The sequence below is a fragment of the Variovorax sp. 10N432 genome, from assembly GCF_056394465.1.
This window is the reverse complement of record NZ_JBFTHX010000053.1, coordinates 1-24,258: the sequence shown is the minus strand read 5'-3', so window position 1 is coordinate 24,258 and position 24,258 is coordinate 1. Positions and strand designations below refer to the sequence as shown.

At 69.5% G+C, this 24,258-nt stretch carries 22 protein-coding genes; 12 read left to right on the top strand and 10 right to left on the bottom strand.

Annotation, left to right across the window (positions count from 1 at the left end):
- Positions 1-16: 16 nt before the first annotated feature.
- The 3 genes from AC1DF3_RS33345 to AC1DF3_RS33335 are packed head-to-tail and all read right to left on the bottom strand — an operon-like array spanning position 17 to position 1,625.
- Positions 17-199 carry a sporulation protein gene (locus tag AC1DF3_RS33345; RefSeq protein WP_286510978.1) on the bottom strand — a complete coding sequence of 61 codons (183 nt, stop codon included), beginning with the start codon at positions 197-199 and terminating at the stop codon, positions 17-19.
- Between the two features lie 8 nt (positions 200-207).
- Positions 208-1,005: a biotin--[acetyl-CoA-carboxylase] ligase gene (locus AC1DF3_RS33340; protein ID WP_478142306.1), complete on the bottom strand. Its 798-nt coding sequence runs from the start codon at positions 1,003-1,005 to the stop codon at positions 208-210.
- A 2-nt stretch (positions 1,006-1,007) separates the two neighbouring features.
- Positions 1,008-1,625: an SET domain-containing protein gene (locus AC1DF3_RS33335; RefSeq protein ID WP_478142305.1), complete on the bottom strand. Its 618-nt coding sequence runs from the start codon at positions 1,623-1,625 to the stop codon at positions 1,008-1,010.
- A 252-nt stretch (positions 1,626-1,877) separates the two neighbouring features.
- Between AC1DF3_RS33335 and AC1DF3_RS33330 the strand changes: the two genes are divergently transcribed.
- Positions 1,878-4,868, top strand: a complete 2,991-nt coding sequence (locus AC1DF3_RS33330) for a DNA topoisomerase III (RefSeq protein WP_478142304.1) — start codon at positions 1,878-1,880, stop codon at positions 4,866-4,868.
- An 11-nt stretch (positions 4,869-4,879) separates the two neighbouring features.
- Positions 4,880-5,053 carry a hypothetical protein gene (locus AC1DF3_RS33325; RefSeq protein WP_286533330.1) on the top strand — a complete coding sequence of 58 codons (174 nt, stop codon included), beginning with the start codon at positions 4,880-4,882 and terminating at the stop codon, positions 5,051-5,053.
- 9 nt (positions 5,054-5,062) lie between these two features.
- Here AC1DF3_RS33325 and AC1DF3_RS33320 read toward each other — a convergent pair whose 3' ends face one another.
- The gene (locus AC1DF3_RS33320) at positions 5,063-5,944 is read right to left on the bottom strand and encodes a gamma-glutamyl-gamma-aminobutyrate hydrolase family protein (protein ID WP_478142303.1); all 882 of its coding nucleotides are present in this window, start codon (positions 5,942-5,944) and stop codon (positions 5,063-5,065) included.
- 164 nt (positions 5,945-6,108) lie between these two features.
- Between AC1DF3_RS33320 and AC1DF3_RS33315 the strand changes: the two genes are divergently transcribed.
- Positions 6,109-7,164 (top strand): sugar phosphate isomerase/epimerase family protein, encoded by a 1,056-nt coding sequence (locus AC1DF3_RS33315; RefSeq protein WP_286533326.1) that lies wholly within the window; start codon positions 6,109-6,111, stop codon positions 7,162-7,164.
- On the opposite strand, the gene AC1DF3_RS33310 is transcribed toward AC1DF3_RS33315, so the two are convergent.
- Complete coding sequence (locus AC1DF3_RS33310; protein WP_286533324.1) at positions 7,161-8,237, bottom strand: S1C family serine protease; 1,077 nt, start codon at positions 8,235-8,237, stop codon at positions 7,161-7,163. The genes AC1DF3_RS33315 and AC1DF3_RS33310 overlap by 4 nt on opposite strands.
- A gap of 392 nt (positions 8,238-8,629) precedes the next feature.
- Between AC1DF3_RS33310 and AC1DF3_RS33305 the strand changes: the two genes are divergently transcribed.
- From AC1DF3_RS33305 to AC1DF3_RS33280, 6 genes are all read left to right on the top strand, one after another.
- Complete coding sequence (locus AC1DF3_RS33305; protein ID WP_286533322.1) at positions 8,630-8,878, top strand: hypothetical protein; 249 nt, start codon at positions 8,630-8,632, stop codon at positions 8,876-8,878.
- Positions 8,879-8,932: 54 nt separating this feature from the next.
- A complete protein-coding gene (gene infA / locus AC1DF3_RS33300; RefSeq protein ID WP_286519699.1) occupies positions 8,933-9,205 on the top strand; it encodes a translation initiation factor IF-1 in 273 nt (90 codons plus the stop codon).
- 8 nt (positions 9,206-9,213) lie between these two features.
- Complete coding sequence (gene dbpA / locus AC1DF3_RS33295) at positions 9,214-10,611, top strand: ATP-dependent RNA helicase DbpA (protein ID WP_478142302.1); 1,398 nt, start codon at positions 9,214-9,216, stop codon at positions 10,609-10,611.
- 35 nt (positions 10,612-10,646) lie between these two features.
- Positions 10,647-10,817 (top strand): hypothetical protein, encoded by a 171-nt coding sequence (locus AC1DF3_RS33290; RefSeq protein ID WP_286371840.1) that lies wholly within the window; start codon positions 10,647-10,649, stop codon positions 10,815-10,817.
- A 93-nt stretch (positions 10,818-10,910) separates the two neighbouring features.
- Positions 10,911-11,231, top strand: coding sequence for a hypothetical protein (locus AC1DF3_RS33285; protein WP_286533318.1), 321 nt, complete (start codon positions 10,911-10,913; stop codon positions 11,229-11,231).
- Between the two features lie 101 nt (positions 11,232-11,332).
- Positions 11,333-12,256 carry a c-type cytochrome gene (locus AC1DF3_RS33280; protein WP_478142301.1) on the top strand — a complete coding sequence of 308 codons (924 nt, stop codon included), beginning with the start codon at positions 11,333-11,335 and terminating at the stop codon, positions 12,254-12,256.
- A 23-nt stretch (positions 12,257-12,279) separates the two neighbouring features.
- On the opposite strand, the gene AC1DF3_RS33275 is transcribed toward AC1DF3_RS33280, so the two are convergent.
- Both AC1DF3_RS33275 and AC1DF3_RS33270 read right to left on the bottom strand, forming a co-directional pair.
- Entirely contained in the window at positions 12,280-13,257 is a 978-nt protein-coding gene (locus AC1DF3_RS33275; protein WP_478142300.1) for a tripartite tricarboxylate transporter substrate-binding protein, read from the bottom strand.
- Positions 13,258-13,290: 33 nt separating this feature from the next.
- A complete protein-coding gene (locus AC1DF3_RS33270) occupies positions 13,291-14,493 on the bottom strand; it encodes a M20 aminoacylase family protein (protein ID WP_286533313.1) in 1,203 nt (400 codons plus the stop codon).
- Between the two features lie 88 nt (positions 14,494-14,581).
- Between AC1DF3_RS33270 and AC1DF3_RS33265 the strand changes: the two genes are divergently transcribed.
- Both AC1DF3_RS33265 and AC1DF3_RS33260 read left to right on the top strand, forming a co-directional pair.
- Entirely contained in the window at positions 14,582-14,761 is a 180-nt protein-coding gene (locus tag AC1DF3_RS33265) for a hypothetical protein (RefSeq protein WP_286519694.1), read from the top strand.
- Positions 14,762-14,780: 19 nt separating this feature from the next.
- Positions 14,781-15,551: an SGNH/GDSL hydrolase family protein gene (locus AC1DF3_RS33260; RefSeq protein ID WP_478142299.1), complete on the top strand. Its 771-nt coding sequence runs from the start codon at positions 14,781-14,783 to the stop codon at positions 15,549-15,551.
- 4 nt (positions 15,552-15,555) lie between these two features.
- On the opposite strand, the gene AC1DF3_RS33255 is transcribed toward AC1DF3_RS33260, so the two are convergent.
- Both AC1DF3_RS33255 and AC1DF3_RS33250 read right to left on the bottom strand, forming a co-directional pair.
- Positions 15,556-17,844 (bottom strand): ATP-dependent DNA helicase, encoded by a 2,289-nt coding sequence (locus AC1DF3_RS33255; RefSeq protein WP_478142298.1) that lies wholly within the window; start codon positions 17,842-17,844, stop codon positions 15,556-15,558.
- A 37-nt stretch (positions 17,845-17,881) separates the two neighbouring features.
- Complete coding sequence (locus AC1DF3_RS33250; RefSeq protein ID WP_478142297.1) at positions 17,882-19,177, bottom strand: Nramp family divalent metal transporter; 1,296 nt, start codon at positions 19,175-19,177, stop codon at positions 17,882-17,884.
- 196 nt (positions 19,178-19,373) lie between these two features.
- Here AC1DF3_RS33250 and AC1DF3_RS33245 point away from each other — a divergent pair, with 196 nt between their 5' ends.
- Positions 19,374-20,363, top strand: coding sequence for an SDR family oxidoreductase (locus AC1DF3_RS33245; protein WP_478142296.1), 990 nt, complete (start codon positions 19,374-19,376; stop codon positions 20,361-20,363).
- 1 nt (position 20,364) lies between these two features.
- Here AC1DF3_RS33245 and AC1DF3_RS33240 read toward each other — a convergent pair.
- A partial coding sequence (locus AC1DF3_RS33240) for an autotransporter outer membrane beta-barrel domain-containing protein (protein ID WP_478142295.1) occupies positions 20,365-24,258 on the bottom strand: 3,894 nt, incomplete at its 5' end.

Genomic DNA, 24,258 nt, shown 5'->3' with positions numbered 1-24,258 from the left:
GGCTTCGGCGCGCCGGCTAAGGCTTGGTGGGCTCGACCTTGCGGATCTGCAGCATCTCCGGGCGGACCTGCTGCTGCAGACGTTGCGGCTCGGTCTCGCTGAAGCGCGCGGGCTCGGCGCCGAAGAGGGCCAGCGCGCCGCGGGTCCAGGCGAAATAGCCCAGGTTGGCGACGAGCAGGAGGATGACGACCAGGCGCATGGGTCCTGTCAAATCGGGGCGGGACGGGGCCGGACACTGACTTCGGCGCTGCTGATCATCTGGACGCCCGAGGGCGTGCGGACCAGCAGTTCGCCGCCCCATCCGACCCCTTCGCAGTGGCCTTCGGTGCCGTCGCTGAGCCGCACCTCGCGGCCGCGCAGCACATCGCGGGCGGCGAAGCGGGCCGCGAAGGGCACGAAGCTGCTGCCGCTGAACAGCAGCACGTCGCGCACCAGCGAGGCGGCGATCTCGCGCAGCACCTCGCCCGGCGTCGCGTCCGGGCGCCATTCCTTCAGCCAGGCGGGCGGCGTGCTGAGGTTCGCCGCTTCGCGCGCGCCGATGTTGATGCCGATGCCGATCACGAGGTAGCGCTCGGCGACATCGGGCTGGAGCAGGGCGGTCTCAATCAGGATGCCGCCGAGCTTGCGTTCGCCGACCCACAGGTCGTTCGGCCACTTGAGCCCCAGGCCGGCGGCGCCGGAGGGGTCCAGGCTTTCGGCCACGCTGACGCCGACCGCCAGCGACAGGCCGGACCAGTCCCGCGGGGCCAGCGACAGGCCGAGCGAAAAGGTCAGCGAGCTCGGCTCGCGGGCGTCCTGGGCGCTTTGCCAGGGACGCCCCAGGCGGCCGCGGCCGGCGGTCTGGCGCTCGGCCACGAGCAGCACCGCGGCGTTGTCGCCTTCGCGCGCACGGCGCATCAGCTCGGTGTTGGTGGAACCGATCTCGGCCACCACCTCGACGCCGATGCCGGGCAGCAACGGCGCCAAGCTCTGCGCGATCTCGTCTTCGAACCAGGGGGCGGGCATGCTCAGCGCTTGTCGGCCTTTTCGGCCTTCTCGGCCTTGGGGTTCTTTTTCTTGTCGGCCTTGGCGGATTGCCTGTCGGCCTGCTTTGCAGCCTTCTTTTCGGCCTTTTTCTTGGCCTTTTTCTTCTTCTTTTTCTTCTTGACCTCGTCGTCGTCCTTCGGCGCCAGCAGCGTGCCGCGGCAGTCCGCCGAGCCGCACCAGCAGGGGAACTCGGACAGCAGCTTCTTGGTGTACGGCTCGTCGATGATCAGCCCGTAGTCGTAGCTCAGCTCTTCGCCGGCCGCGATGTTGCGCAGCGCCTTGATGAAAACCCGGCCGTTCTGCTCGTCGGCCTCGCAATTCGGCTCGCAAGAGTGATTGATCCAGCGCGAGGCGTTGCCGTCGACATTGCCGTCGATCACGCGGTCATCGTCGACGTGGAAGTAGAAGGTGTGCTGCGGCTGGGTCGGATCGTGGGGATGGCGCCGGAGGGCTTCCTTCCAGGAAATGATCTCGCCCTTGTATTCGATGAGCGTTTCGCCTTCTGCAATATCCTGCACGGCGAAGACGCCGTTGCCGTGGACCCCGGAGCGACGGGTCTGGATTCGGCGGCCGCCGGAAATGGGGGATTTGGAAGGCATCGCCGAAGTCTGTTAGTTTGAATATGTACGCATGCGCGTGCGCGTACGCACGCGAGAACCGCCGATTGTAAATGTCGCCCCCACGCTCCCCACTTCGTGTGGTTCGCTGCCCCCCGAGGGGGCGCAGGCCGCCTTGGGGCGGCCCGGCGGCGGCCTGGCCGCCCCCAGCCCCGCCTCGCGTGGGGCGGCCAGGGGAGGGGGCAACCCCTGTCGGGGGATGCGGAAGTGGACTGAATGAATAGGATTGGTTGAATGAAAACGTTGGTGATTGCAGAAAAACCCTCGGTGGCGCAGGACATCGTGCGCGCGTTGACGCCGGTGGCCGGCAAGTTCGACAAGCACGACGAGCACTTCGAGAACGACAAGTACGTCGTCACCAGTGCCGTGGGTCACCTGGTCGAGATCCAGGCGCCGGAAGAATTCGACGTCAAGCGCGGCAAGTGGAGCTTTGCCAACCTGCCGGTGATCCCGCCGCGCTTCGACCTGAAGCCGGTCGACAAAACCAAGACGCGGCTCAACGCGGTGGTCAAGCAGGCCAAGCGCAAGGACGTGACCCAGCTGGTCAACGCCTGCGACGCGGGCCGCGAAGGCGAACTGATCTTCCGCCTGATCGAGCAATACGCCGGCGGCAAGGCGCCGCTGGGCAAGCCGGTCAAGCGGCTGTGGCTGCAGTCGATGACGCCGCAGGCGATCCGCGACGGCTTCGACCAGCTGCGCACCGACAAGCAGATGCAGGGCCTGGCCGATGCCGCCCGCTCGCGCTCCGAGGCCGACTGGCTGGTCGGCATCAACGGCACGCGCGCCATGACCGCCTTCAACTCGCGCGACGGCGGCTTCTTCCTGACCACAGTCGGGCGGGTGCAGACGCCGACCTTGTCGGTGGTGGTCGAGCGCGAGGAAAAGATCCGCAAGTTCGTCAGCCGCGACTACTGGGAGGTGCACGGCAGCTTCCTGGCCGAGGCCGGCAGCTACCCGGGCAAGTGGTTCGACCCGAACTGGAAGAAGCCGCCGCCCGGCCCCGACGGCGTGCCCGACCCCGAGCAGCGTGCCGACCGGGTCTGGAACGAGCGCGAGGCGCGCGAGATCGCCGACGCCGCGCGCGGCAAGCCCGCCACCGTCACCGAAGAGAGCAAGCCCACCACCAGCGCATCGCCGCTGCTGTTCGACCTGACCTCGCTGCAGCGCGAGGCCAACGGCCGCTTCGGCTTCAGCGCCAAGACCACGCTGGCGCTGGCGCAGAGCCTCTACGAACGCCACAAGGCGCTGACCTATCCGCGGACCGACTCGCGCGCGCTGCCCGAGGACTACCTGCCGGTGGTCAAGGACACGATGAAGATGCTGGCCAACAGCGGCATGAAGCACCTCGCGCCCTTCGCGCAGCAGGCGGTCGACAACAACTACGTGAAGCCGTCGAAGCGCATCTTCGACAACGCGAAGGTCAGCGACCACTTTGCGATCATCCCGACCCTGCAGGCGCCCAGCGGCCTGTCCGATGCCGAGCAGAAGCTGTACGACTTCGTGGTGCGGCGCTTCATGTCGGTGTTCTTCCCGAGCGCCGAGTACCAGGTCACGACGCGCATCAGCACGGTCGAGCAGGGCGGCAAGAAGTACCCGTTCCGCACCGACGGCAAGGTGCTCGTGAAGGCCGGCTGGCTGGCGATCTGGGGCAAGGAAGCCGAGGACGACGAGAAGGAAGACGACAAGGACGGCAAGCGCCTGGTGCCGGTCAAGCCGGGCGAGGTCGTGAAGGCCGAATCGGTCGACCTCAAGGGCCTGAAGACCCGCCCGCCGGCGCGCTATTCGGAAGCCACGCTGCTCGGCGCGATGGAAGGCGCCGGCAAGACCATCGACGACGACGAGTTGCGCGAGGCCATGCAGGAGAAGGGCCTGGGCACGCCGGCCACGCGCGCGGCCACCATCGAAGGCCTGCTGGCCGAGAAATACATGATCCGCGAAGGCCGCGAACTGATCCCGACCGCCAAGGCCTTCCAGCTGATGACCTTGCTGCGCGGTCTCGGCGTCGAGGAACTCTCCAAGGCCGAGCTGACCGGCGAATGGGAATACAAGCTCGCGCAGATGGAGCACGGCAAGCTGAGCCGCGAGGCCTTCATGCGCGAGATCGCCGAGATGACGGAGCACATCGTCAAGAAGGCCAAGGAATACGACCGCGACACCGTGCCCGGCGACTACGCCACGCTGGCGACGCCGTGCCCCAATTGCGGCGGCGTGGTCAAGGAGAACTACCGCCGCTACAGCTGCACCGGCAAGCCGGGCGCCGGCGCGAGCGCCGACGCCCACGGGCGTGCACATGACGCCGCCGGACAAGCCGGCAGCGAGCCCTGCGGCTTCTCGTTCGGCAAGTCGCCGGCCGGGCGCACCTTCGAGGTGGCCGAGGCCGAGGCGCTGCTGCGCGACAAGCACATCGGCCCGCTGGAAGGCTTCCGCTCGAAGGCCGGGTGGCCCTTCACCTCCGAGATCATCCTGAAGTTCGACGACGAGGCGAAGAACTGGAAGCTGGAGTTCGACTTCGGCGACGACAAGAACGCCGACACCGGCGAGATCGTCGACTTCAGCCAGCAGGACACCGTGGGCCCGTGCCCGGTCTGCGGCGCGCCGGTGTTCGAGCACGGCAGCAACTACGTCTGCGAGAAATCGGTGCCGACCACCGCGCAGCCGACGCCGAGCTGCACCTTCAAGACCGGCAAGATCATCCTGCAGCAGCCGATCGAGCGGGCCCAGGTCGAGAAGCTGCTGGCCACCGGCAAGACCGACCTGCTCGACAAGTTCGTCTCGATGCGCACCCGCCGCGCCTTCAAGGCCTTTCTCACGTGGAACAAGGACGAGGGCAAGGTGACCTTCGAGTTCGAGCCGCGGACCAGCAAGTTCCCGCCGCGCAAGACCTTCGCCAAGGCGGCGCCGGCGGCAGCGAAGAAGGCGGCAGCCAAGACGACGGCGGCCAAGAAGGTCGCGGCGGCGAAGAAGGCCGCCGCGCCCAAGGCGCCGCGCAAGCCGGGCGCCGGACTCAAGCCCAGCGACGCGCTGGCCGCGGTGATCGGCGCCGAACCGGTGGCGCGCACCGAGGTCATCAAGAAGCTGTGGGACTACATCAAGGCCAACGGCCTGCAGGACGCGGCCAACAAGCGCGCCATCAATGCCGACGCCAAGCTCAAGCCGGTGTTCGGCAAGGACCAGGTCACGATGTTCGAGCTGGCCGGCATCGTCGGCAAGCATCTCGGCGCATGAAGGGGATTCGCATGAAGACACTCATTGCGGCTGCGTTCGCCGCCACACTCTGCCTGGCGGCGGGCTGTGCATCGCGCGGTGCCTCGGGCGCCGACGGCGGCAGTGCCGCGAGCAGCAGCAGCGGCATCACCGTGTTCGGCACGATCGACGCCAACGTCAGCAACGTCAAGAACCAGAGCCGCTGACGGCGCGGCTCAACGCATCAGGAGGGCCTGCCGCAGCAGCCGTGCCGCCCGGTTTTTTATGCGGCCGGGGGCGCTGCGCAGCGGCCCCCGGGGGCTGACCTTGGCGGTGGCGCAGGCCCACAGGAAGTCTTGCAGGATGGCCGTGTCGTCGACGGTGTCGGTGGCGCCGTAGGTATGGAACTCAGGGTGCCACTGGGTCGCGGCGATGTAGCTGCGGCCGCGGTCCCCCTTGCGGCGGATGGCTTCGGGAATGCGGTCGGGGATGCTCCACGCATCGACCTCGAAGCCCGGCGCCAGGTCCTTGACGCCCTGGTGATGGATGCTGTTGACGCGCGCGCTTTCCATGCCCGGGTAGAGCTTGGAAAGGCGGGAGCCGGGCGTGATGCTGATCTCGTGGAAGTTCTGGTCGTAGGTCTCGGCGTCGCGGTGCCGCAGCGCGTTCGGGTGCTGGGCCTCGATGTCCTGGTAGAGCGTGCCGCCGAAGGCCACGTTGATCAGCTGCAAGCCGCGGCAGACGCCGAAGATCGGCTTGCCGGCCTGCTCGAAGGCCTCGACCAGCGCCAGGTCGTAGAGGTCGCGGATGCGGTCGCCCACCCAGGCGTCCTTGAGCGGCACCTCGCCGTAGCTGCCGGGCCAGACATCGGCGCCGCCGTGCATCACGACGCCGTCGAGCCATTCGGCGTAATGCGACAGCTTGGTGTCGCCGCGCGCGGTGGCGCCGGTCGGGCAGGGGACCATCACCACCATCGCGCCGGCCGACATCAGCCAGTGCGTGATCGACTGCTCCACATACTGCAGCGTCTTGTTGGTGAACAGCGAGCGCGCGGGATCGGCGTGGGAGAAGCAGGCGGAAAGACCGATCTTGAGGCGCCCCGAAACGGTTTGTGACATTGGCTCTGTTGCGCCGCGAGTGCCCCGCGGCCCTGCTATGTGGAGTGGCAGTGGCCATTGTGTCGCCTTCCGGCGCGACGTGCACTGCGACGGCCAGGCTGACGCACTGTCGGACGGCATGCCGCGATGGCATCATCGATGCCCCACGACCCGGAGACAAGCACATGAAGACGATCAAGGGGCCGGCCATCTTCCTGGCCCAGTTCGCCGCCGACACGGCGCCCTTCAACTCCCTCGACGCCATCGCCGGCTGGGCCGCCGGCCTGGGCTACAAGGGCGTGCAGATACCGAGCTGGGACGCGCGCCTCTTCGACCTCCGCAAGGCGGCCGAGAGCAAGACCTATTGCGACGAAGTCAAGGGAACGCTGGCCCGCCACGGCCTCGAGATCACCGAGCTGTCGACCCACCTGCAGGGCCAGCTGGTGGCGGTGCATCCGGCCTATGACGCCGGCTTCGACGGCTTCGCGGCGCCCGAGGTGCGCGGCGATCCGGTCAAGCGGCAGCAATGGGCCGTGCAGCAGCTGCACTACGCGGCGCAGGCCTCGGCCCATCTCGGCCTGACGGCGCACGCGACCTTCTCGGGCGCGCTGGCCTGGCCCTACCTCTACTCCTGGCCGCCGCGCCCGGCCGGCCTGATCGAGGAAGCCTTCGACGAACTGGCGCGGCGCTGGAAGCCGATCCTCGACGCCTTCGACGAGGCCGGCGTCGACGTCTGCTACGAGATCCATCCAGGCGAGGACCTGCACGATGGCGTGAGCTACGAGATGTTCCTCGAGCGGGTCGGCAACCATCCGCGCGCCTGCCTGCTGTACGACCCGAGCCACTTCGTGCTGCAGCAGCTCGACTACCTGGCCTACATCGACCACTACCACGAGCGGATCAAGATCTTCCACGTCAAGGACGCCGAGTTCAACCCGACCGGCAAGCAGGGCGTGTACGGCGGCTTCCAGTCGTGGATCGACCGCGCCGGGCGCTTCCGCTCGCTCGGCGACGGCCAGGTCGACTTCGGCGCCATCTTCTCGAAGATGGCGGCGTATGACTTCCCGGGCTGGGCGGTGCTCGAATGGGAGTGCTGCATCAAGCACCCGGAGGACGGCGCGCGCGAAGGCGCCGAGTTCATCAAGCGCCACATCATCCGCGTGGCCGATCGGGCGTTCGACGACTTCGCCGGCGGCGGGGCCGACAGGGCGGCCAACCGGAAGATGCTGGGGATCGCCTAGATCCCCTGCGGCTTGCGCAAGGTCCGCATGCGGTCGACCGCGTGCACCTTGACCTTGCGGATCTGCGTGCCCTGCTGCACGGTGAGCTCGACGTCGGCCTCGGCGTCCGGCCGGGTCCAGAGCTGCTTGTAGAAAGCCTCGAGAGTCGCCACCCGGACGCCGTCGATCTCGAGCACCACGTCGCCCGGCTGCAGGCCGGCCTCGAGCGCCGGCCCCCAGCGGTCTACCCGCACGATCTGCACATGCCCATCGCGCTCGAAGGACGAGAGCCCCAGCCAGGGCCGCACGCTGGCCCGGGTGCGGCCGGTCGACTGCATCTCGGCCAGCACCGGCCGCAGCAGCTCGACCGGCACGAACATGTTGCCCGGCAGGCGGTTCGGGCCACCCGCCTCGCGCACCAGCAGGCTGCCGATGCCGACCAGCTCGCCATCGCGGTTGAACAGCGAGGCGCCGCTGTGGTTGGCGATCGGCGGGCTGGTGAAGAGGGCGATGTCGATGTGGTACTCCCAGTTGCCGGAGAACGGCCGGGTCGCCACTAGGCGCGTGAACGCCACCTCGGTGCCACCGCTGGCGCCGGTGGCGGCCAGCAGCGGCTCGCCCGGCCGCAGCCCGCCGACGCCGGCCAGGGGCACCGGCTCGATGCCGGGCAGCGGCACCAGCGGGCGCACCAGCGCGAAGCCGGTCGCCAGGTCGTAGGCCACCTGGCGCGCCGGCAGCCGGCGGTCGTCCTGGGTCAGGACTTCGATGGTCTCGGCCTCCAGCAGCAGGTAGCCGATCGTGAGGATCAGCCCGTCGGGCCCGATCACCACGCCCGACCCGCTGCGCTGCCGGCCCAGGTTCTCGGCCGAGGTAGCCCCCTCGGTGGCCGTGACCTCGAGCGCGACGACCGCGTCGCCGGCGCGCTGCAGCGCCTGCACCTGGGCCTCGGCCCGGGCGGCATCGACCGCCGTCGCAGGGGTGGCCGCCTGCGCCAGCGGGAGCCATGCCAGCGCGGCCAGCCAAACCCCGACCCACTGCGAGCACCAGCGCCGGGGCGGCGCCGGCGGCCGCTTGGCGAAGGGGTGGTTTTGCATGGCAGCGCTCCTTGGAACGATGGCGCCATGGTGCGCCGCAAGCGCCTCTCCCGCAAGCGCCGGGCGGAGTGTCACGAAGCTGAAATAGCAACTGTCATGCCAGATCGGATATAATCCGGGGTTCGTTTCGATTTAACGACGAAGCACTTTCGTCATTTGCCGGCCAGGCTGGAGATTCTGGAGATCTCCGGGCCCCTCGTGACCAGCCGGCACCACAGTGTGTTGGAGCGCCAGACCGGGCGCCCAAGATTTGCCACCACTGCCTTCGTACTTTGTTGAAGCGAACAGCGCGCTGTCCGCTCCGGTGGGCGCCATTTCCGGCCGGCCTGCGCTCGTTTTATTCAATCTCAATTTCGGCATTTCGCGGCGTCGCGGATTTGCCAAGGCTTTCGATGGACATCATTCAACACAGCATCGCAGTGGGCAAGTACCTTGTCTCGCCGCTCATCAAGGACCTGGACGACGGCCGTTATGCGGCATCGGTCTCGATCCGATCCGGCCGCGGCAGCGGCACGCACGACCGCGTGATGCGTTTCACGCCCAGTTTTGCCAGTCACGCGGCGGCCGTCGGCTACGCGATCGACCAGGGCCTGGGCTGGATTCGCGAACGCAGCGCAACACGCACGCCTTGCGCCGCTTGATTCGGCACACCGATTTCCTATCCAATTACGACAATCCCATTCAAAAGGTAATTCATGCCCAAGGAAGAACTGATCGAAATGAACGGCGCAGTGACCGAAGTGCTGCCTGACTCCCGCTACCGCGTCACCCTCGACAACGGCCACCAGCTGATCGCCTACAGCGGCGGCAAGATGCGCAAGCACCACATCCGCATCCTGGCCGGCGACAAGGTGTCGCTCGAGCTGTCGCCCTACGACCTGACCAAGGGCCGCATCACGTTCCGCCATCTGGAACGCCGTGGTCCGCCGCCGGTCAACAGCGGCGGCAACAACTCGCAGCGCCGCTGACCCTCCCCGTGACCGGTCCCGCCACCGACTTCGCCACGCTGCCGCTGTCGCCGCAGGCGCTCGCGAACCTGACGCAGCTCGGCTACCTGCAGATGACGCCGATCCAGGCAGCCAGCCTGCCGGTGGCGCTGCTCGGCAAGGACCTGATCGCCCAGGCCAAGACCGGCAGCGGCAAGACCGCCGCCTTCGCGCTGGCCCTGCTGGCCAACCTCAATCCGCGCCGCTTCGCCGTCCAGGCCATGGTGCTGTGCCCGACGCGCGAGCTGGCCGACCAGGTCACGACCGAAATCCGCCGCCTGGCCCGGGCCGAGGAAAACATCAAGGTGGTCACGCTCTGCGGCGGCGTCGCCCTGCGCGGCCAGCTGGCCAGCCTCGAGCACGGCGCCCACATCGTGGTCGGCACGCCGGGCCGCATCATGGACCACCTCGACCGCGGCAGCCTGAACCTCGAGGCGCTGAACACGCTGGTGCTCGACGAAGCCGACCGGATGCTCGACATGGGCTTCTTCGAGGACATCGTGAAGGTCGCCCGCCTGTGCCCGAAGGAGCGCCAGACGCTGCTGTTCTCGGCCACCTACCCCGAGGGCATCCAGAAGCTCGCGGCGCAGTTCATGAAGAGCCCGCAGCAGATCACGGTGCAGGCCCAGCACGAAGAGGGCAAGATCGTCCAGCGCTGGTACCAGGTCAAGAACACCGAGCGCCTGCATGCGGTCAGCCTGCTGCTGAACCACTTCCGGCCGCAAAGCTCGCTCGCCTTCTGCAACACCAAGCAGCAATGCCGCGACCTGGTGCAGGTGCTGCAGGCCCAGGGCTTCAGCGCGCTGGCCCTGTTCGGCGAGCTCGAGCAGCGCGAACGCGACCAGGTGCTGGTGCAGTTCGCCAATCGCAGCTGCTCGGTGCTGGTGGCGACCGACGTCGCGGCGCGCGGCCTCGACATCGCCGACCTCGAGGCGGTGATCAACGTCGACGTCACGCCCGACTCCGAGGTCCACATCCACCGCATCGGCCGCACCGGCCGCGGCGAGGCGCAAGGCCTGGCGCTCAACCTCGCGAGCATGGACGAGATGGGCAGCGTCGGCAAGATCGAGCAGCTGCAGGGCCGCGAATCCGAATGGCATCCGCTGGCCGAGCTCACGGCCGATGCCGCCGGTCCGCTGCAGCCGCCGATGGCCACCTTGCAGATCGTCGGCGGTCGCAAGGAGAAGATCCGCGCCGGCGACGTGCTGGGCGCGCTGACCGGCGAGGCCGGCTTCACGCGCGACCAGGTCGGCAAGATCAACGTCAACGAATTCTCCACATACGTGGCGGTCGATCGGCGCATCGCGCGCGAGGCTGCGCACAAGCTTTCCACCGGCCGCGTCAAGGGCAAGACCGTCAAAGTGCGGCTGCTCGACGATGTGGCTTAATTACGTCCTTCGATTTCTTATCACCTGAGCTTTCCATGCCCAAGAAAATCCGCACCGAGGCAGACCGCATTGCCACCCCCAAGCCCGTTCCGCAACCCGGCTACAACGTCCCCAAGTCGGGTGGCGGCCAAAAGGTGAGCCTGGAGCGCGGCACCGCGACCCGCAGCAAGAAGAACCCCGGCAAGCGGGCCAAGAAGGGCGGCTGATCGCCCACCGGGTCGTCTGCGCCGCCGCGGCGCATGCACTCTCGAAACGCGCCCCCCGGGCGCGTTTTTCATTTGGATCCCAGGCCCGCACCCATGTCCGACGACTACCAGATCGACATCCCGCCCTCGTTCTTCGCGGTCTACACCGACACCAGGCAGCGCCTCGCCGAGCCGATCGCGGTCGTGCGCGCCCGCTACGAGATCTGCGAGGACCTGGCCAACCACCTGGTTGCGCATGCGCAGGTGCTGCATCACGTCGAGGTGCCCTCGGAGGACGAGATCCTGCGCCGGATACATGCCGGGCTGGCGGTGCCCGACGCCGGGGTGTCGGGCGCGGAAGCCGAGTGGATCGTCCGCCGGCTGGCCGAGCTGCTGGGCTGGGACTGCCCGCCGCTCGACGCGGCGTCGGGCTAGAAGCGGCCGTCCCCCGGTCGGCCAGGTCCTCTGGCAAAGGTGGTATGGACGGCAGTACTAAACGTACGCCATCATGCGTTTTCACACGCACAGGTCCCTTCTTGACCGATCCATCCCTCACCCATCCGGGCCGGCGCTGGCTCAAGCGCATCCTGCTGGCGCTGGCGCTGCTGGTCGCCCTGGCCGCGGCGGCCCTGTTCGCCGGCGACCAGCTGGCGCAACGGAAGATGCAACGCAAGATCGACATCCCGGCGCGGGGCGTGGCCTTCCGCGACGACGCCGCGGCGATCGAACGCGGCCGCTACCTGTTCGCCTCGCGCGGCTGCGTCGATTGCCATGGCGCCCAGGGCGGCGGCAAGGTGTTCCTCGACGACGGCAAGGGCATGCGCATTGCCGGGCCCAACATCAGCCCGGGTCCGGGCAGCGTGGTCGCCGGCTACACGCCGGCCGACTGGGAGCGCTCGATCCGCCACGGCGTCAATCCGCTGGGCCGGCCCCTGATGGTGATGCCGAGCGAGGACTACAACCGCTTCACCGACGACGACCTGGCCGCGCTGGTCGCCCACCTGCGCCACATGCCGCCGGCGAGCGGCGGTGGCCCGGTGGTCGATTTGCCGCTGCCGGTGCGCGCCTTCTATGGTTTCGGCCTGATGCAGGACGCCGCCGCCAAGATCGACCACGGGCGGCCGCCGGAGCCGCCGGTGCCCGAAGGCCTGAGCCTGAAGCACGGCGCCTACGTGGCCAACATGTGCCTGGGCTGCCATGGCGAGAAGCTCAATGGGGGCAAGATCCCCGGCGGGCCGCCCGACTGGCCCGCGGCGGCCAACCTGACGCCCGGCGAAGGCACGGCCATGACGCGCTATGCCGATGCGGCCGCCTTCCAGCAGCTCTTCAGGAGCGGCACGCGGCCCGATGGCACGCCGGTGCGGGTGATGCCCTTCGGATCGCTGCGCGAAATGAGCGACATCGACGTGCAGGCGCTGTACCTGTTCCTGAAGAGCCTGCCGCCGAGCCCGCACGGCTAGTGCGACCGGCCAGGCCGACCGGCTCAGTCGACCTTCGCGCCCGACGCCTTGACCACGGCGCCCATCGCGTCCCAGTCGGCCCGCAGCAGCTTCTGGAACTCTTCGGCGTTCTGGCTGCGCGGCTCGACGCCGAGGCGCTTGAAGCGCTCCTGGATCGCCGGATCGGCCAGCACCTTGTTGGTGGCCGCATTGAGGCGCTCGACCTCGGCCTTGGGCGTGCCGGCCGGTGCGAGCAGGCCGATCCAGGAGTCGAAGGCATAGCCCGGCAGTCCGCTTTCCGCCACGGTGGGCAACGTGGGCAGGAACTGGCTGCGCGCCTGGCCCGTGGAGGCCAGCAGCTTCATGCGGGGGTCGTTCTGGAATCCCATCACGCCGACGCTCGACGAGATCACGGCCTGCACGCGGCCGGCCAGCACCTCGTTGACCGCCTCGCCGGTCGACTTGGTCGGGATGTGGGTCATCTCCAGGCCGGCCCTGGCGAGGAAGGACGCCATCGCAAGGTGCGTGGCGCTGCCGTTGCCGGCCGAGGCGTAGTTGTACTTGCCGGGGTTGGCCTTGACCCGCTTGATGAAGTCGGCGGTGTTCGCGACATCGAGGTCGCTCGCCACCGCGAGCACGTAGCCGGCATTGCCGAGGTTGGCGACGCCCACGAAGTCCTTCAGCGGCTCGTAGGGCAGCTTGCTGTAGAGGAAGCCGGCGATGTGGTGGCTGGCCGCCGCCAGCACCAGCGTGCTGCCGTCCGGCGGCGCCTTGGCCACCAGGGCCGCACCGACCGTGCCGCCGGCGCCGGCCCGGTTCTCGACGATCACCGCGGCGTTGAGCGCCGCGCCCAACTCGTTGTTGAAGGCGCGCGCCACGGTGTCCTGCACGGCGCCGGTGCCGAAGGGCACCACGATGCGGATCACGCGCTGCTGCGCGCGCGCCGGCAGCGCGGCGCCCAATGCCAGCCAGGCGGCGGCCGCGGCCAGGGATCGACGGGTCAACGGATTCGACATCTGCATGCTTTCTTGTTGTGGGAAGAAAAAAAAGTGCGCTCAGCGGCCGCCGACCGGGAGCCAGCGCTCCACCAGCTTCACGAAGTAGCTGGCGCCGATCGGGATGATCTGGTCGTTGAAGTCGAACGAGGTGTTGTGGATGATGCAGGGCCCCGGGCCGTGGCCGTCGAGCCGGTGGTCGCCGTCGCCGTTGCCCAGGAAGGCGTAGCAGCCGGGCCGCGCCATCAGCATGTGGGCGAAATCCTCGGCCCCCATCACGGCCGGGAAGTCGTCGGTGACCATGTCGGCGCCGACCACCTCGCGCATCACCTCGGCGGCGAAACGGGCCTCGGCCGGATGGTTGACGACCGGCGGCGAGGCGCGCACGAAGCTCACCTCGGCCGTGCACTCGTGCGCCGCGGCGATGCCCTCGGCGACGGTGCGCAGGCGCGCCTCGATCAGGTCCAGGGCGGCGATCGAGAAGGTGCGCACCGTGCCGCCGACCGAGGCGACATCGGGGATCACGTTCGGCGCATCGGAGCCCTGCAGCTGCGTGACGGCGAGCAGGGCGCGCTCGGTGCTGGCGATGGTGCGCGGCACGAGGGTCGCGAGCGCCTGCGCCAGCGCGACGACCGCGCCGACCGGGTCAAGGCCGGTGTGCGGCATCGAGGCATGCGTGCCGCGCCCGCGCAGCGTGATCTTGTAGGTGTTGCTCGATGCCATCAGCGCGCCTTCGTTGAGCGCGAAGCGGCCGACGTCGCCGACCGGGAAGTTGTGCAGCGCGAAGACCGCGTCGCACGGGAAGCGCTCGAACAGGCCGTCCTGGATCATCTTCCTGGCACCCGCCTTGCCCATCTCCTCGGCCGGCTGGAAGATGAAGTGGACGGTGCCGTCGAAAGCCGCGCCCTGCTGCGCCAGGTGCCAGGCGGCGGCCAGCAGCATCGTGGTGTGGCCGTCGTGGCCGCAGGCGTGCATGCGCCCGGCGTGGGTCGACTTGTGGGCGAATTCGTTGGCCTCGTGCAGCGGCAGCGCATCCATGTCGGCGCGCAGGCCGATGGTCCGCTTGCCGTTGCCGCGGCGCAGCACGCCGACCAGCCCGGTGCCGGCGATGCCGCGGTGCACCTCGATGCCCCATTCCTCGAGCAGGCTCGCCACCTTCTCGGAGGTGCGGTGCTCCTCGAAGCCGAGTTCGGGGTGGGCGTGGATGTCGCGGCGGATGGCGACGAAGCGGGAAACGTCCGCAAAGGATTCGGCGAGCTTCATGGGGGTCCGGTCTACGAGAAAACGATAGCAGCGCATTCTGACGCAGGCCGACTACGATGCGCGGTACCGACCCCGATGGAGCCTTGCCATGAGCAACGAACTGCGCAACAAGCTGCACGAACTGCAGGAGCTGTCGACCCATGCCCCCGACGCGCCGACCCGCGCGATCATCGAGGCGCTGCGGCTGCAGACCGCGATCCTGAACGAGCGACTCTTCCGCATCGAGCTCCAGTTGAGCGAGGTCACCAAGCGGACCGATACGGCCTGAGGCGCCGCCAGGGACGACGGTGAAGCGAAGTCACATCGCAGCGGGTGCCGGCTTGTCCGTGCTGCTCGGGCTGGCGGCCGCGACCGCCGGCTACGCCGCCTTGCGGCTGCACCGGTCGACGCGGCTGGCGCGCCGGGCCCATCCCTTCGAGCGACAGGCCGAGCCTGAAGGCGCGCGCCTGCTGGTGGTGGGCGACAGCACGGCCGGCGGCGCCGGTGCCAGCGACCCGATCCACAGCCTGCCGGGCCTGCTGTCGCGCGCCAATCCGTCGCTGACCGTGGTCAACAAGTCCCAGCCCGGGGCGCGCTTCGCCGACATCCTCGAGCAGCTCGACGGCGACGAGCGCTTCGACGCGGTGCTGGTGCTCGGCGGGACCCACGACGTGCTCGGCACCACCCGCGATGCCGCCTTGCGCGACTTGGTGCAGCGGGTGGCGCAGCGTGCCCGCGTGCGCGCCCAGGTGGTGGTCTTCATGCCGCCCGGCAACCTCGGCAACCTGCGCGTCTTCCTGCCGCCCTGGAGCTGGTGGATGAGCTACCGGGCACGCCGGCTCCAGGCCGTCGTGGCCGAGGTGGCGCGGGCCAACGGCGCCCAGCACGTGGCGCTGTTCATGGCGCGCGAGGACGACCCGTTCGCGCGCCATCCCCGGCGGCTGAGCTCCCGCGACGGCCTCCACCCGAGCGACGCTGGCTACGAGTTGTGGCAGCGCGAACTCGAGACCCAGGCCCAGTTGTCGGCCAGGCTGCGCAAGATCGGCCGCAGCGCCGCGGTGCGGGGACCGGTGATCTGAAGACTCAGCGCGCTCCGGCGAACATCGGCTCCAGCTGCCACCAGGCCGGCAGCAGCGCCCGGATCTCCTCCCGCGCGAAGCGGTCGTCCAGCAGGTAGAGCACGCCGGCATCGGTCTCGCTGCGGATCACGCGCCCGGCGGCCTGCACCACCTTCTGCAGACCTGGATAGACATAGGTGTAGGCATAGCCGTCGCCGAACAGCGCGTCCATGCGCTCGCGCATCACCTCGTTCGGCTCGTTGTGCTGCGGCAGGCCCAGGCTGGCGACGAAGGCCCCGACCAGGCGGTCGCCGGGCAGGTCGATGCCTTCGCCGAAGGCGCCGCCGAGCACGGCGAAGCCGACCCCTTGGCCACCGGCGGCGAAGCGTGCCAGGAAGGCCTCGCGCTCCGCTTCGCGCATGCCGCGCGACTGGCGCCAGGCCGGGATGCCCGGGTGCCGCCGCTCGAAGGCGGCCGAGGCGCTGTCCAAGTAGTCGAAGCTGCTGAAGAAGGCCAGGTAGTTGCCAGGGCGGCGCGCGAACTGCGCCGCCACGATGTCGATCAACGCGTCGAGCGATTGGTCCCGGTCGCGAAAGCGGGTCGACAGGTCCATCGCCACCCGGACATCGAGCTGTTCGCTGCGGAACGGCGAGCCCACGTCCAGCGTCGCCGTGTTCTCGGGCAGGCCCAGCGTGTCGCGGTAGAACGAGAAGGGCGCCAGCGTGCCCGAGAAGCAGGCCGCCGAGGCGGCATCGGCGAAGCGCGCCTGCAGGAAGGGCGCGGGCACCAGGTTGCGGATCGCCAGGGCACGCGTGTCCCCCGGGCCGAGCGTCGCCTCGAAGACCGAATGCTTGCCGAAGCTGTCGGCCAGCCGGGCGAACTGGAGCAGGTCGAAGAAGCATTGCTGGAGCGCCCCCGGCGGCTCGTCGGGGCGGGCCGAAAAGTGCTCGGCCATCAGCGAGACCGCTTCCTGCAAGGCTCGCGCGAAGCGCTCGGGCACCTGGTCGTGCGGCTGGTAGGCGGCGACCTGGTCGCGCTGCAGCAGTTGCCATTCGCGCGCCAGGCCCCCCAGCGGCTTGCGCAGCAGCGCCGGCGCCTTGGCGCGCACCGCCTCGAGCGCCGCGGCATCGAGCTGCGCCGAGTACATGCCGCGCGCGCGGTCCAGCAGGTTGTGGGCTTCGTCGACCAGCAGGGCGACGCGCCACTCCTCGTCCTTGGTGAGCGCATACAGGAAGGCGCTGCCGTCGAAGTAGTAGTTGTAGTCGCCGATGACCACGTCGCTCCAGCGCACCATTTCCTGGGCGAGGAAGTACGGGCAGACCTGGTGGGCGAGTGCGATGCCGCGCAGCGCCTCGCGGTCGAGCCAGGCGGCGGCGATGGCTTCGCCGCGGGCCGCCGGCAGCCGATCGTAGAAGCCGCGCGCGAGCGGGCAATCGTCGCCGTTGCAGGCCCGCCCGGGGTACTCGCAGACCTTCTCGCGGGCCGCCAGTTCGAGCACCCGCAGCGGCGCCTGCGCGCGGTCGAAGGTCTGCAGCGCACCGAGGGCGACCGCGCGGCCCGAGGTCTTGGCGGTCAGGAAGAAGATCTTGTCGAACTGCCGCGCCGGCCGCGCCTTGAGCAGCGGAAACAGGGTGGCGACGGTCTTGCCGATGCCGGTCGGCGCCTGGGCCAGCAGCGGGCGCGCCGAGACCGCCGAGCGGTAGACCGCCTCGGCCAGCTCGCGCTGGCCAGGGCGAAAGCCGCCATGCGGAAAGGCGAGCGCCGCCAGCGCCGGATCGAGCGCCGCGCGGTGGGCGGACTCCTGCTCGGCCCACGCCAGGTAGCGCGCGCACAGCGCCTCGAAGTGCTGCTGCAGGTCGGCACGGGTCCAGCTCTCCGCGAGCACCGTTTCCTTTTCGGTGCCGAGGTCCAGATACACCAGCGCGACGTCGAGCGCCGGCAGCGCGTCGCGCTCGCACAGCATCCATGCGTAGCTGCGGGCCTGGGCCCAGTGGAGCGCGCGATGGTTGGCCTTGATGCGGCCGAAGTCGCCGCGATAAGTCTTGATTTCCTCGACCCGGCGGCGCCGCGGGTCCCAGCCATCGGCCCGTCCGCGCACCAGCAGCCGGCCGAAGCGCGCCGACAGGCCGACCTCGCTTTCGTAGTCGAGGCTGCGGCGGGACTGAACCAGCCGGTGGCCCGCCTGGCCTTCCTGGCCACTCGGGGCCGGCACGAAGCGCAGGTCGAGGTCGCCGGCCTTGGCGGCGAAGGCGCAGAGTGTGCGGACCGAGACCGCGAGTGGCGCGGCGGCGGGAGAGGAGAGGAGGGCGGCCATGGGGCTGGATGAATATACAGCGCCCGACCGCACCCCGCTACGTGAACGAGACCACCCCCAGCGCCACCGAGGCGGCCGCCATGGCCGCGGTCGCCAGCCAGCCCAGCAGCCGCCATTTGTGCGGCAGCACCATCTGGCCCATGACCGCCGGACTCGACGCCGCGATCATCACCGCGACCATCACCGGCACCGAGATGACGGCGTTGATCACCGCCGCCCAGTACAGGGCCGAGATCGGATTCAGTCCCGACAGGCTGATGCCCACGCCCAGCAGCATCGCGGCCGCGAGGATGGCGTAGAAGCTGCGGCCGCGCGCCAGCGTCAGGTCGAGCCCCTTGCGCAGGTGGAAGTAGCTGGCCACCGCCTCGGCCGCCGATCCGGCGAGGACCGGCAGCGCCAGCATGCCGGTGCCCAGGACGCCGAGCGCGAAGAGCCAGAAGGCGAGGTCGCCGGCGATCGGCTTCAGTGCGGCGGCGGCCTGGGCGGTGGTCTCGATCCGGCTCTGGCCATGGGCATGCAGCGTGGCGGCGGCGGCGGTGATGATGAAGAAGGCGATCAGGTTCGAGAAGCCCATGCCGACCGCGGTGTCGATGCGCAGTCGGCGCAGTTGCGTGCGCGCCTGTTCCGGCGCCACGCGCAGCGGATGGTCGGCGGCCACGCGCTTGATCTCCTGCACTTCCTGCGAGGCCTGCCAGAAGAAGAGGTACGGACTGATCGTGGTGCCGAGGATCGCGACCACCGTGGTGACGTACGCGCGGCTCCAGTGGAAGTCCGGCGTGAAGGTTCCCCTGAGCGCCGCGGCCCAGTCGACATCGACCGCGAACACCACGCCCACGTAGGCGAACAGCGACAGCGTGAGCCACTTGAGCACGCGAACATAGCGCTCGTAGGGCAGGAACACCTGCAGCAGCAGCGACACGATGCCGAAGCCCACGGCGTACCAGGCCGGCCGGCCGGGCAGCACCAGCGCAGCCGAATCGCCCATCGCGCTGAGGTCGGCGCCGAGGTTGATGACATTGGCGACCAGCAGCAGCAACACCAGCGTCGCCACCATCCATCGGGGGCAGAAGCGGGCGAAGGTCTCGGTGAGGTTCTTGCCTGTGACACGACCGATGCGCGCGCTGGCCAGCTGAATCCCCATCATCAGCGGATAGGTCAACAGCAGGGTCCAGCCCACACCGTAGCCGAGCTGCGCACCGGCCTGGGTATAGGTGGCGATGCCGCTCGGGTCGTCGTCCGCGGCGCCCGTGATCAGGCCCGGGCCGAGCTTGGACCACCAGCGCGCTTTCGCGGGTGCGGCGGGCGCGGTCGCGGACGCTGAAGGGGTGCTCATCGCGGCTTCGTGTGAAGGGGTGCGCCAGCATCGCTGGCCAGGCCAGGCCCCAGGCATAGGTGCCGGCCCCGGCGCGCTGTCGGACTGGGTCGAGTCCGCATCGGCAACGCGGTGTTGGACGACATGCACGCGGCGCACCCCTGCCTACGGTGAAGCCATCCCACCCACTTTCCATCCCGACACCAGGAGCACTCTCATGACCCCTTCCGCCAAATCCCCGGACAGCGTCGCTTCGGAGCATCGCAAGGTGCAGCGTGAGCAGGATGCCAAGGACCGCACAGCGGGCTGCCAAGCCGAACGCGGGAAGCCCATGCAGGCGGGCCATCGGCCCGAGCCGGAGAACCCGATGCCCAGCCAGCACCTGAAGAAGCCGGGCCTCGAGGCCGACATGGATCTGCAGCCGCGCTTCATGGCCTCGGGTTACCTGGGCAGCGGCAAGCTCGATGGCATGGTGGCGCTGGTGACCGGCGGCGACTCGGGCATCGGCCGCGCGGTGGCGCTGCTCTACGCGCGCGAAGGCGCCGAGGTCGCGATCGTCTACCTGCAGGAGGAGCAAGTCGATGCCGAGGAGACCAAGCGCTGCATCGAGGCAGAGGGCAGGCACTGCGTGCTGATCCCGGGCGACGTGCGCGACCCGGCCTTCTGCCAGCGCGCGGTCGACGAGACGGTGCAGGCCTTCGGGCGGCTCGACATCCTGGTCAACAACGCTGCCTTCCAGCTGCACGCCGCGGCCATCGAGGACATCACGGACGAACGCTTCGAACTCACGCTGCGCACCAACGTCTTCGGCTACTTCCAGATGGCACGGGCCGCGGTGCCGCACTTGCCGCGCGGCGGCTCGATCATCAACACTGGCTCGGTGACCGGCCTCGAAGGCAGCGCCGAGCTGCTCGACTATTCGACCACCAAGGGGGCCATCCACGCGTTCACGAAATCGCTGGCGAGCAACCTGCTGGACAAGGGCATCCGCGTCAACGCCGTGGCGCCGGGGCCGGTGTGGACGCCGCTGAACCCCGCCGACCGCCCGGCCGAAGACGTGAAGGACTTCGGCCGCCACACCGACATGAAAAGGCCGGCGCAGCCCGAGGAGCTGTCGCCGGCCTATGTGTTCCTGGCCGCGCCCTGCTGCGCCAGCTACATCACGGGCATCGTGCTGCCGGTGACCGGCAGCGTGGGTGCCGTGTAGATCAGAACTTCCACAGCAGGGTGGCCTTGACGCCGTTGTCGGTCACGCCGCTGCCGGCCTGGCCGAGGTAGGACACGCCCAGCGTCAGGTCCTTGCGCAGCGAGAAGTCGACACCCGCCTCGACCACCGCGGCATCCTTCGCGATCGGCACGCCGGCGACCACGAAGGCCGACTGCGAAGCCAGCGCCATCGACGCGTACTGGCTGGTGCTGCCGATCGCGTGGCGCCAGCCCAGCATGCCGCGCAGCGTCATCTTCGCGCCGCCGAGTTCGACGTCGGTGGTGGCGCGCACGCCCAGCGTGCTGTAGCCGATGTCGGTGCTGTCGCCGGCGCCGTGCAGCGCCGCGAAGCCACCGCGCTCGCTGAAGTCATCGGTATGCAGGTTGACATAGGCGAGGCCGGCGAAGGGCTCGACCGCGACCGCGCCGGCATCGATGCGCCAGCCCAGTTCGCCGAACAGCTGCGCCGTCTGCGCCTTGTAGCTGGCGGTCGGCAGGTCGGCGAAATTGCCGAACACCACCGCGCGCCGGGTGTCGATGCTGCTGTCGCTGTAGCTCGCGCCGAGCCGCAGGCCCAGGGCGCCCCACTGGCGGCCGCCATAGACGCCCAGGTGCCAGCTGTCGCTGCTGGCCGACGAGGCGCGGGCGTCGAGATCGGCGCTGCCGCTGCTGTAGCCGGCCATCAGGCCGACACGCCAGTCGTCGCCGACCTTCGTGTCGCCGCCGATCAGCAGGCCGCTGGTCGAGCCGTCGATCTTCGAGGCGTTGCCGTCGCCGCGGATGTCGCCCCGGGCGCCGAAGGCATAGGCCCAGACGCCGTCCTTCGAGGCGGTGTCGGTGCCGGTGGCGACGCCGCCGAGCGAGCGCCGGGCATGGTCGAGGCCGGCGTCGCGCACGTAGCGGCTGTCCTCGATGGCCATCGACTTGAGCGAGGCATGCAGTTCGCCGCCGAGTTGCGCGAACGCGCTGCGCGCCGTGACGGCGTCGAGCTTGACCACCGCGTTGTAGAGCGCGCCGGAGCCCGAGGCGTCGACCGCGCCGCCGGCCTGGCTCTCGTTCGGCGTGTTGCCGACCGACTCGAACGTGGTGTCGTTGCGCTTCAGGTTCAGGACCACATCCTGTGCGCTGTAGCTGAGCGTCGGGTCGAGGAAGGCGAAGTTGGTCGTGATGCCGCCGAAGCTGCCGTTCACGCCGGCACCGGCGTTGAGGATGGTGTAGGTGGTGGTCGGATTCCAGTTGCCGTCGGCCAGCACCGCCAGCGAACCGCCCTGCAGGTGGATCGCGCCGGTGGCGCGGATCAGGTCGCTGCGGCCGTCGACCGCGGCTTCGACCTGGTAGGTCGAGCCCGCCGCCAGCGTGAGGTCGCCCGCCACGTGCAGGGTGCCGATCGAATTGCCCGGCGCCACCGTCGCGCCCGATTGGACTACGGTCGTGCCGACCGTGCCGTTGCCCTTGAGCGTGGTGCCGCTGGCCATCGTCAGCGCGCCGCCGAGCGAACCGTTGACCGCCAGCGTGCCGGTCTTGACCAGCGTGCTGCCCGTGAAGGCGCTGCTGTCGCCGGTCAGGTTGAGCGCGCCGGCGCCGCTCTTGGTGAAGCTGCCGTTGCCGGAGATCGCATTGGCGAAGGTGGCATCGGTGGCCTGCCGGATCTCGAGCGCCGCGTTGTCGACGATCGCGCCGGCGCCGAAGCTGCCGGCGCTGCCGATCAACTTGCCGGCAGAGATCAGCGTGCCGCCGGTGTAGCTGTTGGCGCCGCTGAGCGTGGTCGTACCGCCGCCGAGCTGGCTCACGCCGCCGCTGCCGCTGATCGCGCCGGCAAAGTCCACGGCGTCGCTGCGATTGAAGGCCAGCCTGCCGTTGTTGGTCACGTCGCCGGTGATCGAGCCGCTGGTGCCGCCATTGCCGAGCTGCAGCGTGCCGCCGGAGATCACAGTGCCGCCGCTGTAGGTGTTGGCGGCGGTGAGCGTGGTGGTGCCGGCGCCGAGCTGCTGGACGCCGCCGCTGCCCGAGATGCCGCCGGCCGCAGTCACGGCATCGCTGCGGTTGAAGGCCAGCGTGCCTTCGTTGGCGACGTCGCCGAGGATCGAGCCGCTGCTGCCGCCGCTGCCGAGCTGCAGCGTGCCGGCCGAGATCGTCGTCCCGCCGGTATAGGTGTTGTTGCCCGTCAGCACGGTCGTGCCGGTGCCGGTCTTGGTGACCGTGCCGCTGCCCGAGATCACGCCCGCGATCGGCGCCGCCGTGTTGGCGAAGACCAGCGYGGCGTTGTCCGTCACGTTGCCGGCCAGCGTGCCGGCCGTGGTGGTGTTGCCGATCTGCAGGGTGCCGGCCGAGATGGTCGTGCCGCCGCTGTGGCTGTCGGTGCCGGCCAGCACCAGCGTGCCGATGCCGGCCTTGGTCAGGCCGCCGCTGCCGGTGATGGCGCCGCCCAGCGTCAGCGTGTTGGCGTTGGTGTTGACCGTGCCTCCGCCCGCGTTCAGCGTCACCGCGCGGTTCGACGTGAAGTCTGCCGAGGTGCTCAGCGTGCCGCCGTTGAAGGTGATGCCGCCGGCGGTGTTGCCGAGGTTGCCGTCGTTCGCCACCGACAAGGTGCCGGCCGAGATCGTGGTGCCGCCGCTGTAGCTGTTGGCGCCGCTGAGCGTGGTCGTGCCGCTGCCGATCTGGCTCACGGCGCCGCTGCCGCTGATGGCGCCGGCGAAGTTCACGGCGTCGCTGCGATTGAAGGCCAGCGTGCCGTTGTTCGCCACGTCGCCGATGATCGAGCCGCTGGTGCCGCCATCGCCCAGCTGCAGGGTGCCGCCCGTGATCAGCGTGCCGCCGCTGTAGCTGTTGGCGCCGGTGAGCACGAGCGTGCCCGGGTCCGTCTTTTCGAGTTTGGCCGTGCCCGCGAGCTCGGCGCCGACAGTGGCGGTGATCGGCGTCGCGCTGCCGTCGCCGACACGGATGATCGCCTGCGTCCCGACCAGCTGGACCGGGCCGCCCTGCACCACATAGCCGCTGGTCGCGAACTGCATGCCGGTGACGGCGACTGCACCTTGCGCGTTGTCGACCGCGACCGTGCCCGAGGCCCCCTGGAACACCGCGAAACCGGGTTGCGGCGACATCGGGGCATTGAGGGTGCCGTTCTGGTTCGCCCAGTTGCCGGAGCTCGCCGTCCAGGTGCCGGTGCCGCCGTCGATGGCGCCGTTGTTGAGATTGGCTGCACTGCCGCCATCCCAGAAATTCAGCGTCTGACCGGTCGTGTTGACCAGGTTGACCTGCTTCGCGACGGCGGTCTGGACCGACAGCGATGTGCCGCTCGGCGTGCTGCCGACCAGCAGGCCGTTGTCGGTCAGCGCGCCGGTGTAGTTCACCAGCCGGTAGACGCCGGGGCCGAAGCCGCCGAGGTCGGCGACGTTGACCTGGCCGTCGAGCGTGAGGGCGCCGTTGACCTGGAACAGCGCGGTGCTGCTCGGCGTGCCGAGCGCCACATTGATGTTCGAGTTGCTGCCCAGCGTCAGCGCGCCGGTGGCCAGCGTCTGACCGCTGCGGCCTTGCAACGTGCCGCCATCGGCGACCGTCACGGCTCCGGCGATCGAGCCGCTGCCCGCCAGCGTGGCATTGTTCGCGACGCCGACGGCGGTGTTGCCGAGCGCGCCGTTGACCTGCAAGGTTCCGGCTGCGACGCTGGTGGCGCCGGTGTAGGTGTTGTTGCCCGTCAGCACGGTCGTGCCGGTGCCGGTCTGGGTCACCGTGCCGACACCCGAGATCACGCCGCCGTAGCTGAGCGTGCCGGAACGATTGAAGACCAGCGCGCCGGCGTTGGCCACGTTGCCGGCGATCGCGCCGCTGGTGCCGCCGTTGCCGACCTGCAGCGTGCCGGCCGAGATCGTCGTCCCGCCCGTGTAGGTGTTGTTGCC

Bases quoted from the DNA above. Each gene is read 5' to 3' on its own strand.
- AC1DF3_RS33345 (WP_286510978.1), bottom strand. From the start codon at position 199: ATGCGCCTGGTCGTCATCCTCCTGCTCGTCGCCAACCTGGGCTATTTC.
- AC1DF3_RS33340 (WP_478142306.1), bottom strand. From the start codon at position 1,005: ATGCCCGCCCCCTGGTTCGAAGACGAGATCGCGCAGAGCTTGGCGCCG.
- AC1DF3_RS33335 (WP_478142305.1), bottom strand. From the start codon at position 1,625: ATGCCTTCCAAATCCCCCATTTCCGGCGGCCGCCGAATCCAGACCCGT.
- AC1DF3_RS33330 (WP_478142304.1), top strand. From the start codon at position 1,878: ATGAAAACGTTGGTGATTGCAGAAAAACCCTCGGTGGCGCAGGACATC.
- AC1DF3_RS33325 (WP_286533330.1), top strand. From the start codon at position 4,880: ATGAAGACACTCATTGCGGCTGCGTTCGCCGCCACACTCTGCCTGGCG.
- AC1DF3_RS33320 (WP_478142303.1), bottom strand. From the start codon at position 5,944: ATGTCACAAACCGTTTCGGGGCGCCTCAAGATCGGTCTTTCCGCCTGC.
- AC1DF3_RS33315 (WP_286533326.1), top strand. From the start codon at position 6,109: ATGAAGACGATCAAGGGGCCGGCCATCTTCCTGGCCCAGTTCGCCGCC.
- AC1DF3_RS33310 (WP_286533324.1), bottom strand. From the start codon at position 8,237: ATGCAAAACCACCCCTTCGCCAAGCGGCCGCCGGCGCCGCCCCGGCGC.
- AC1DF3_RS33305 (WP_286533322.1), top strand. From the start codon at position 8,630: ATGGACATCATTCAACACAGCATCGCAGTGGGCAAGTACCTTGTCTCG.
- infA (WP_286519699.1), top strand. From the start codon at position 8,933: ATGCCCAAGGAAGAACTGATCGAAATGAACGGCGCAGTGACCGAAGTG.
- AC1DF3_RS33290 (WP_286371840.1), top strand. From the start codon at position 10,647: ATGCCCAAGAAAATCCGCACCGAGGCAGACCGCATTGCCACCCCCAAG.
- AC1DF3_RS33285 (WP_286533318.1), top strand. From the start codon at position 10,911: ATGTCCGACGACTACCAGATCGACATCCCGCCCTCGTTCTTCGCGGTC.
- AC1DF3_RS33275 (WP_478142300.1), bottom strand. From the start codon at position 13,257: ATGCAGATGTCGAATCCGTTGACCCGTCGATCCCTGGCCGCGGCCGCC.
- AC1DF3_RS33270 (WP_286533313.1), bottom strand. From the start codon at position 14,493: ATGAAGCTCGCCGAATCCTTTGCGGACGTTTCCCGCTTCGTCGCCATC.
- AC1DF3_RS33265 (WP_286519694.1), top strand. From the start codon at position 14,582: ATGAGCAACGAACTGCGCAACAAGCTGCACGAACTGCAGGAGCTGTCG.
- AC1DF3_RS33255 (WP_478142298.1), bottom strand. From the start codon at position 17,844: ATGGCCGCCCTCCTCTCCTCTCCCGCCGCCGCGCCACTCGCGGTCTCG.
- AC1DF3_RS33250 (WP_478142297.1), bottom strand. From the start codon at position 19,177: ATGAGCACCCCTTCAGCGTCCGCGACCGCGCCCGCCGCACCCGCGAAA.
- AC1DF3_RS33245 (WP_478142296.1), top strand. From the start codon at position 19,374: ATGACCCCTTCCGCCAAATCCCCGGACAGCGTCGCTTCGGAGCATCGC.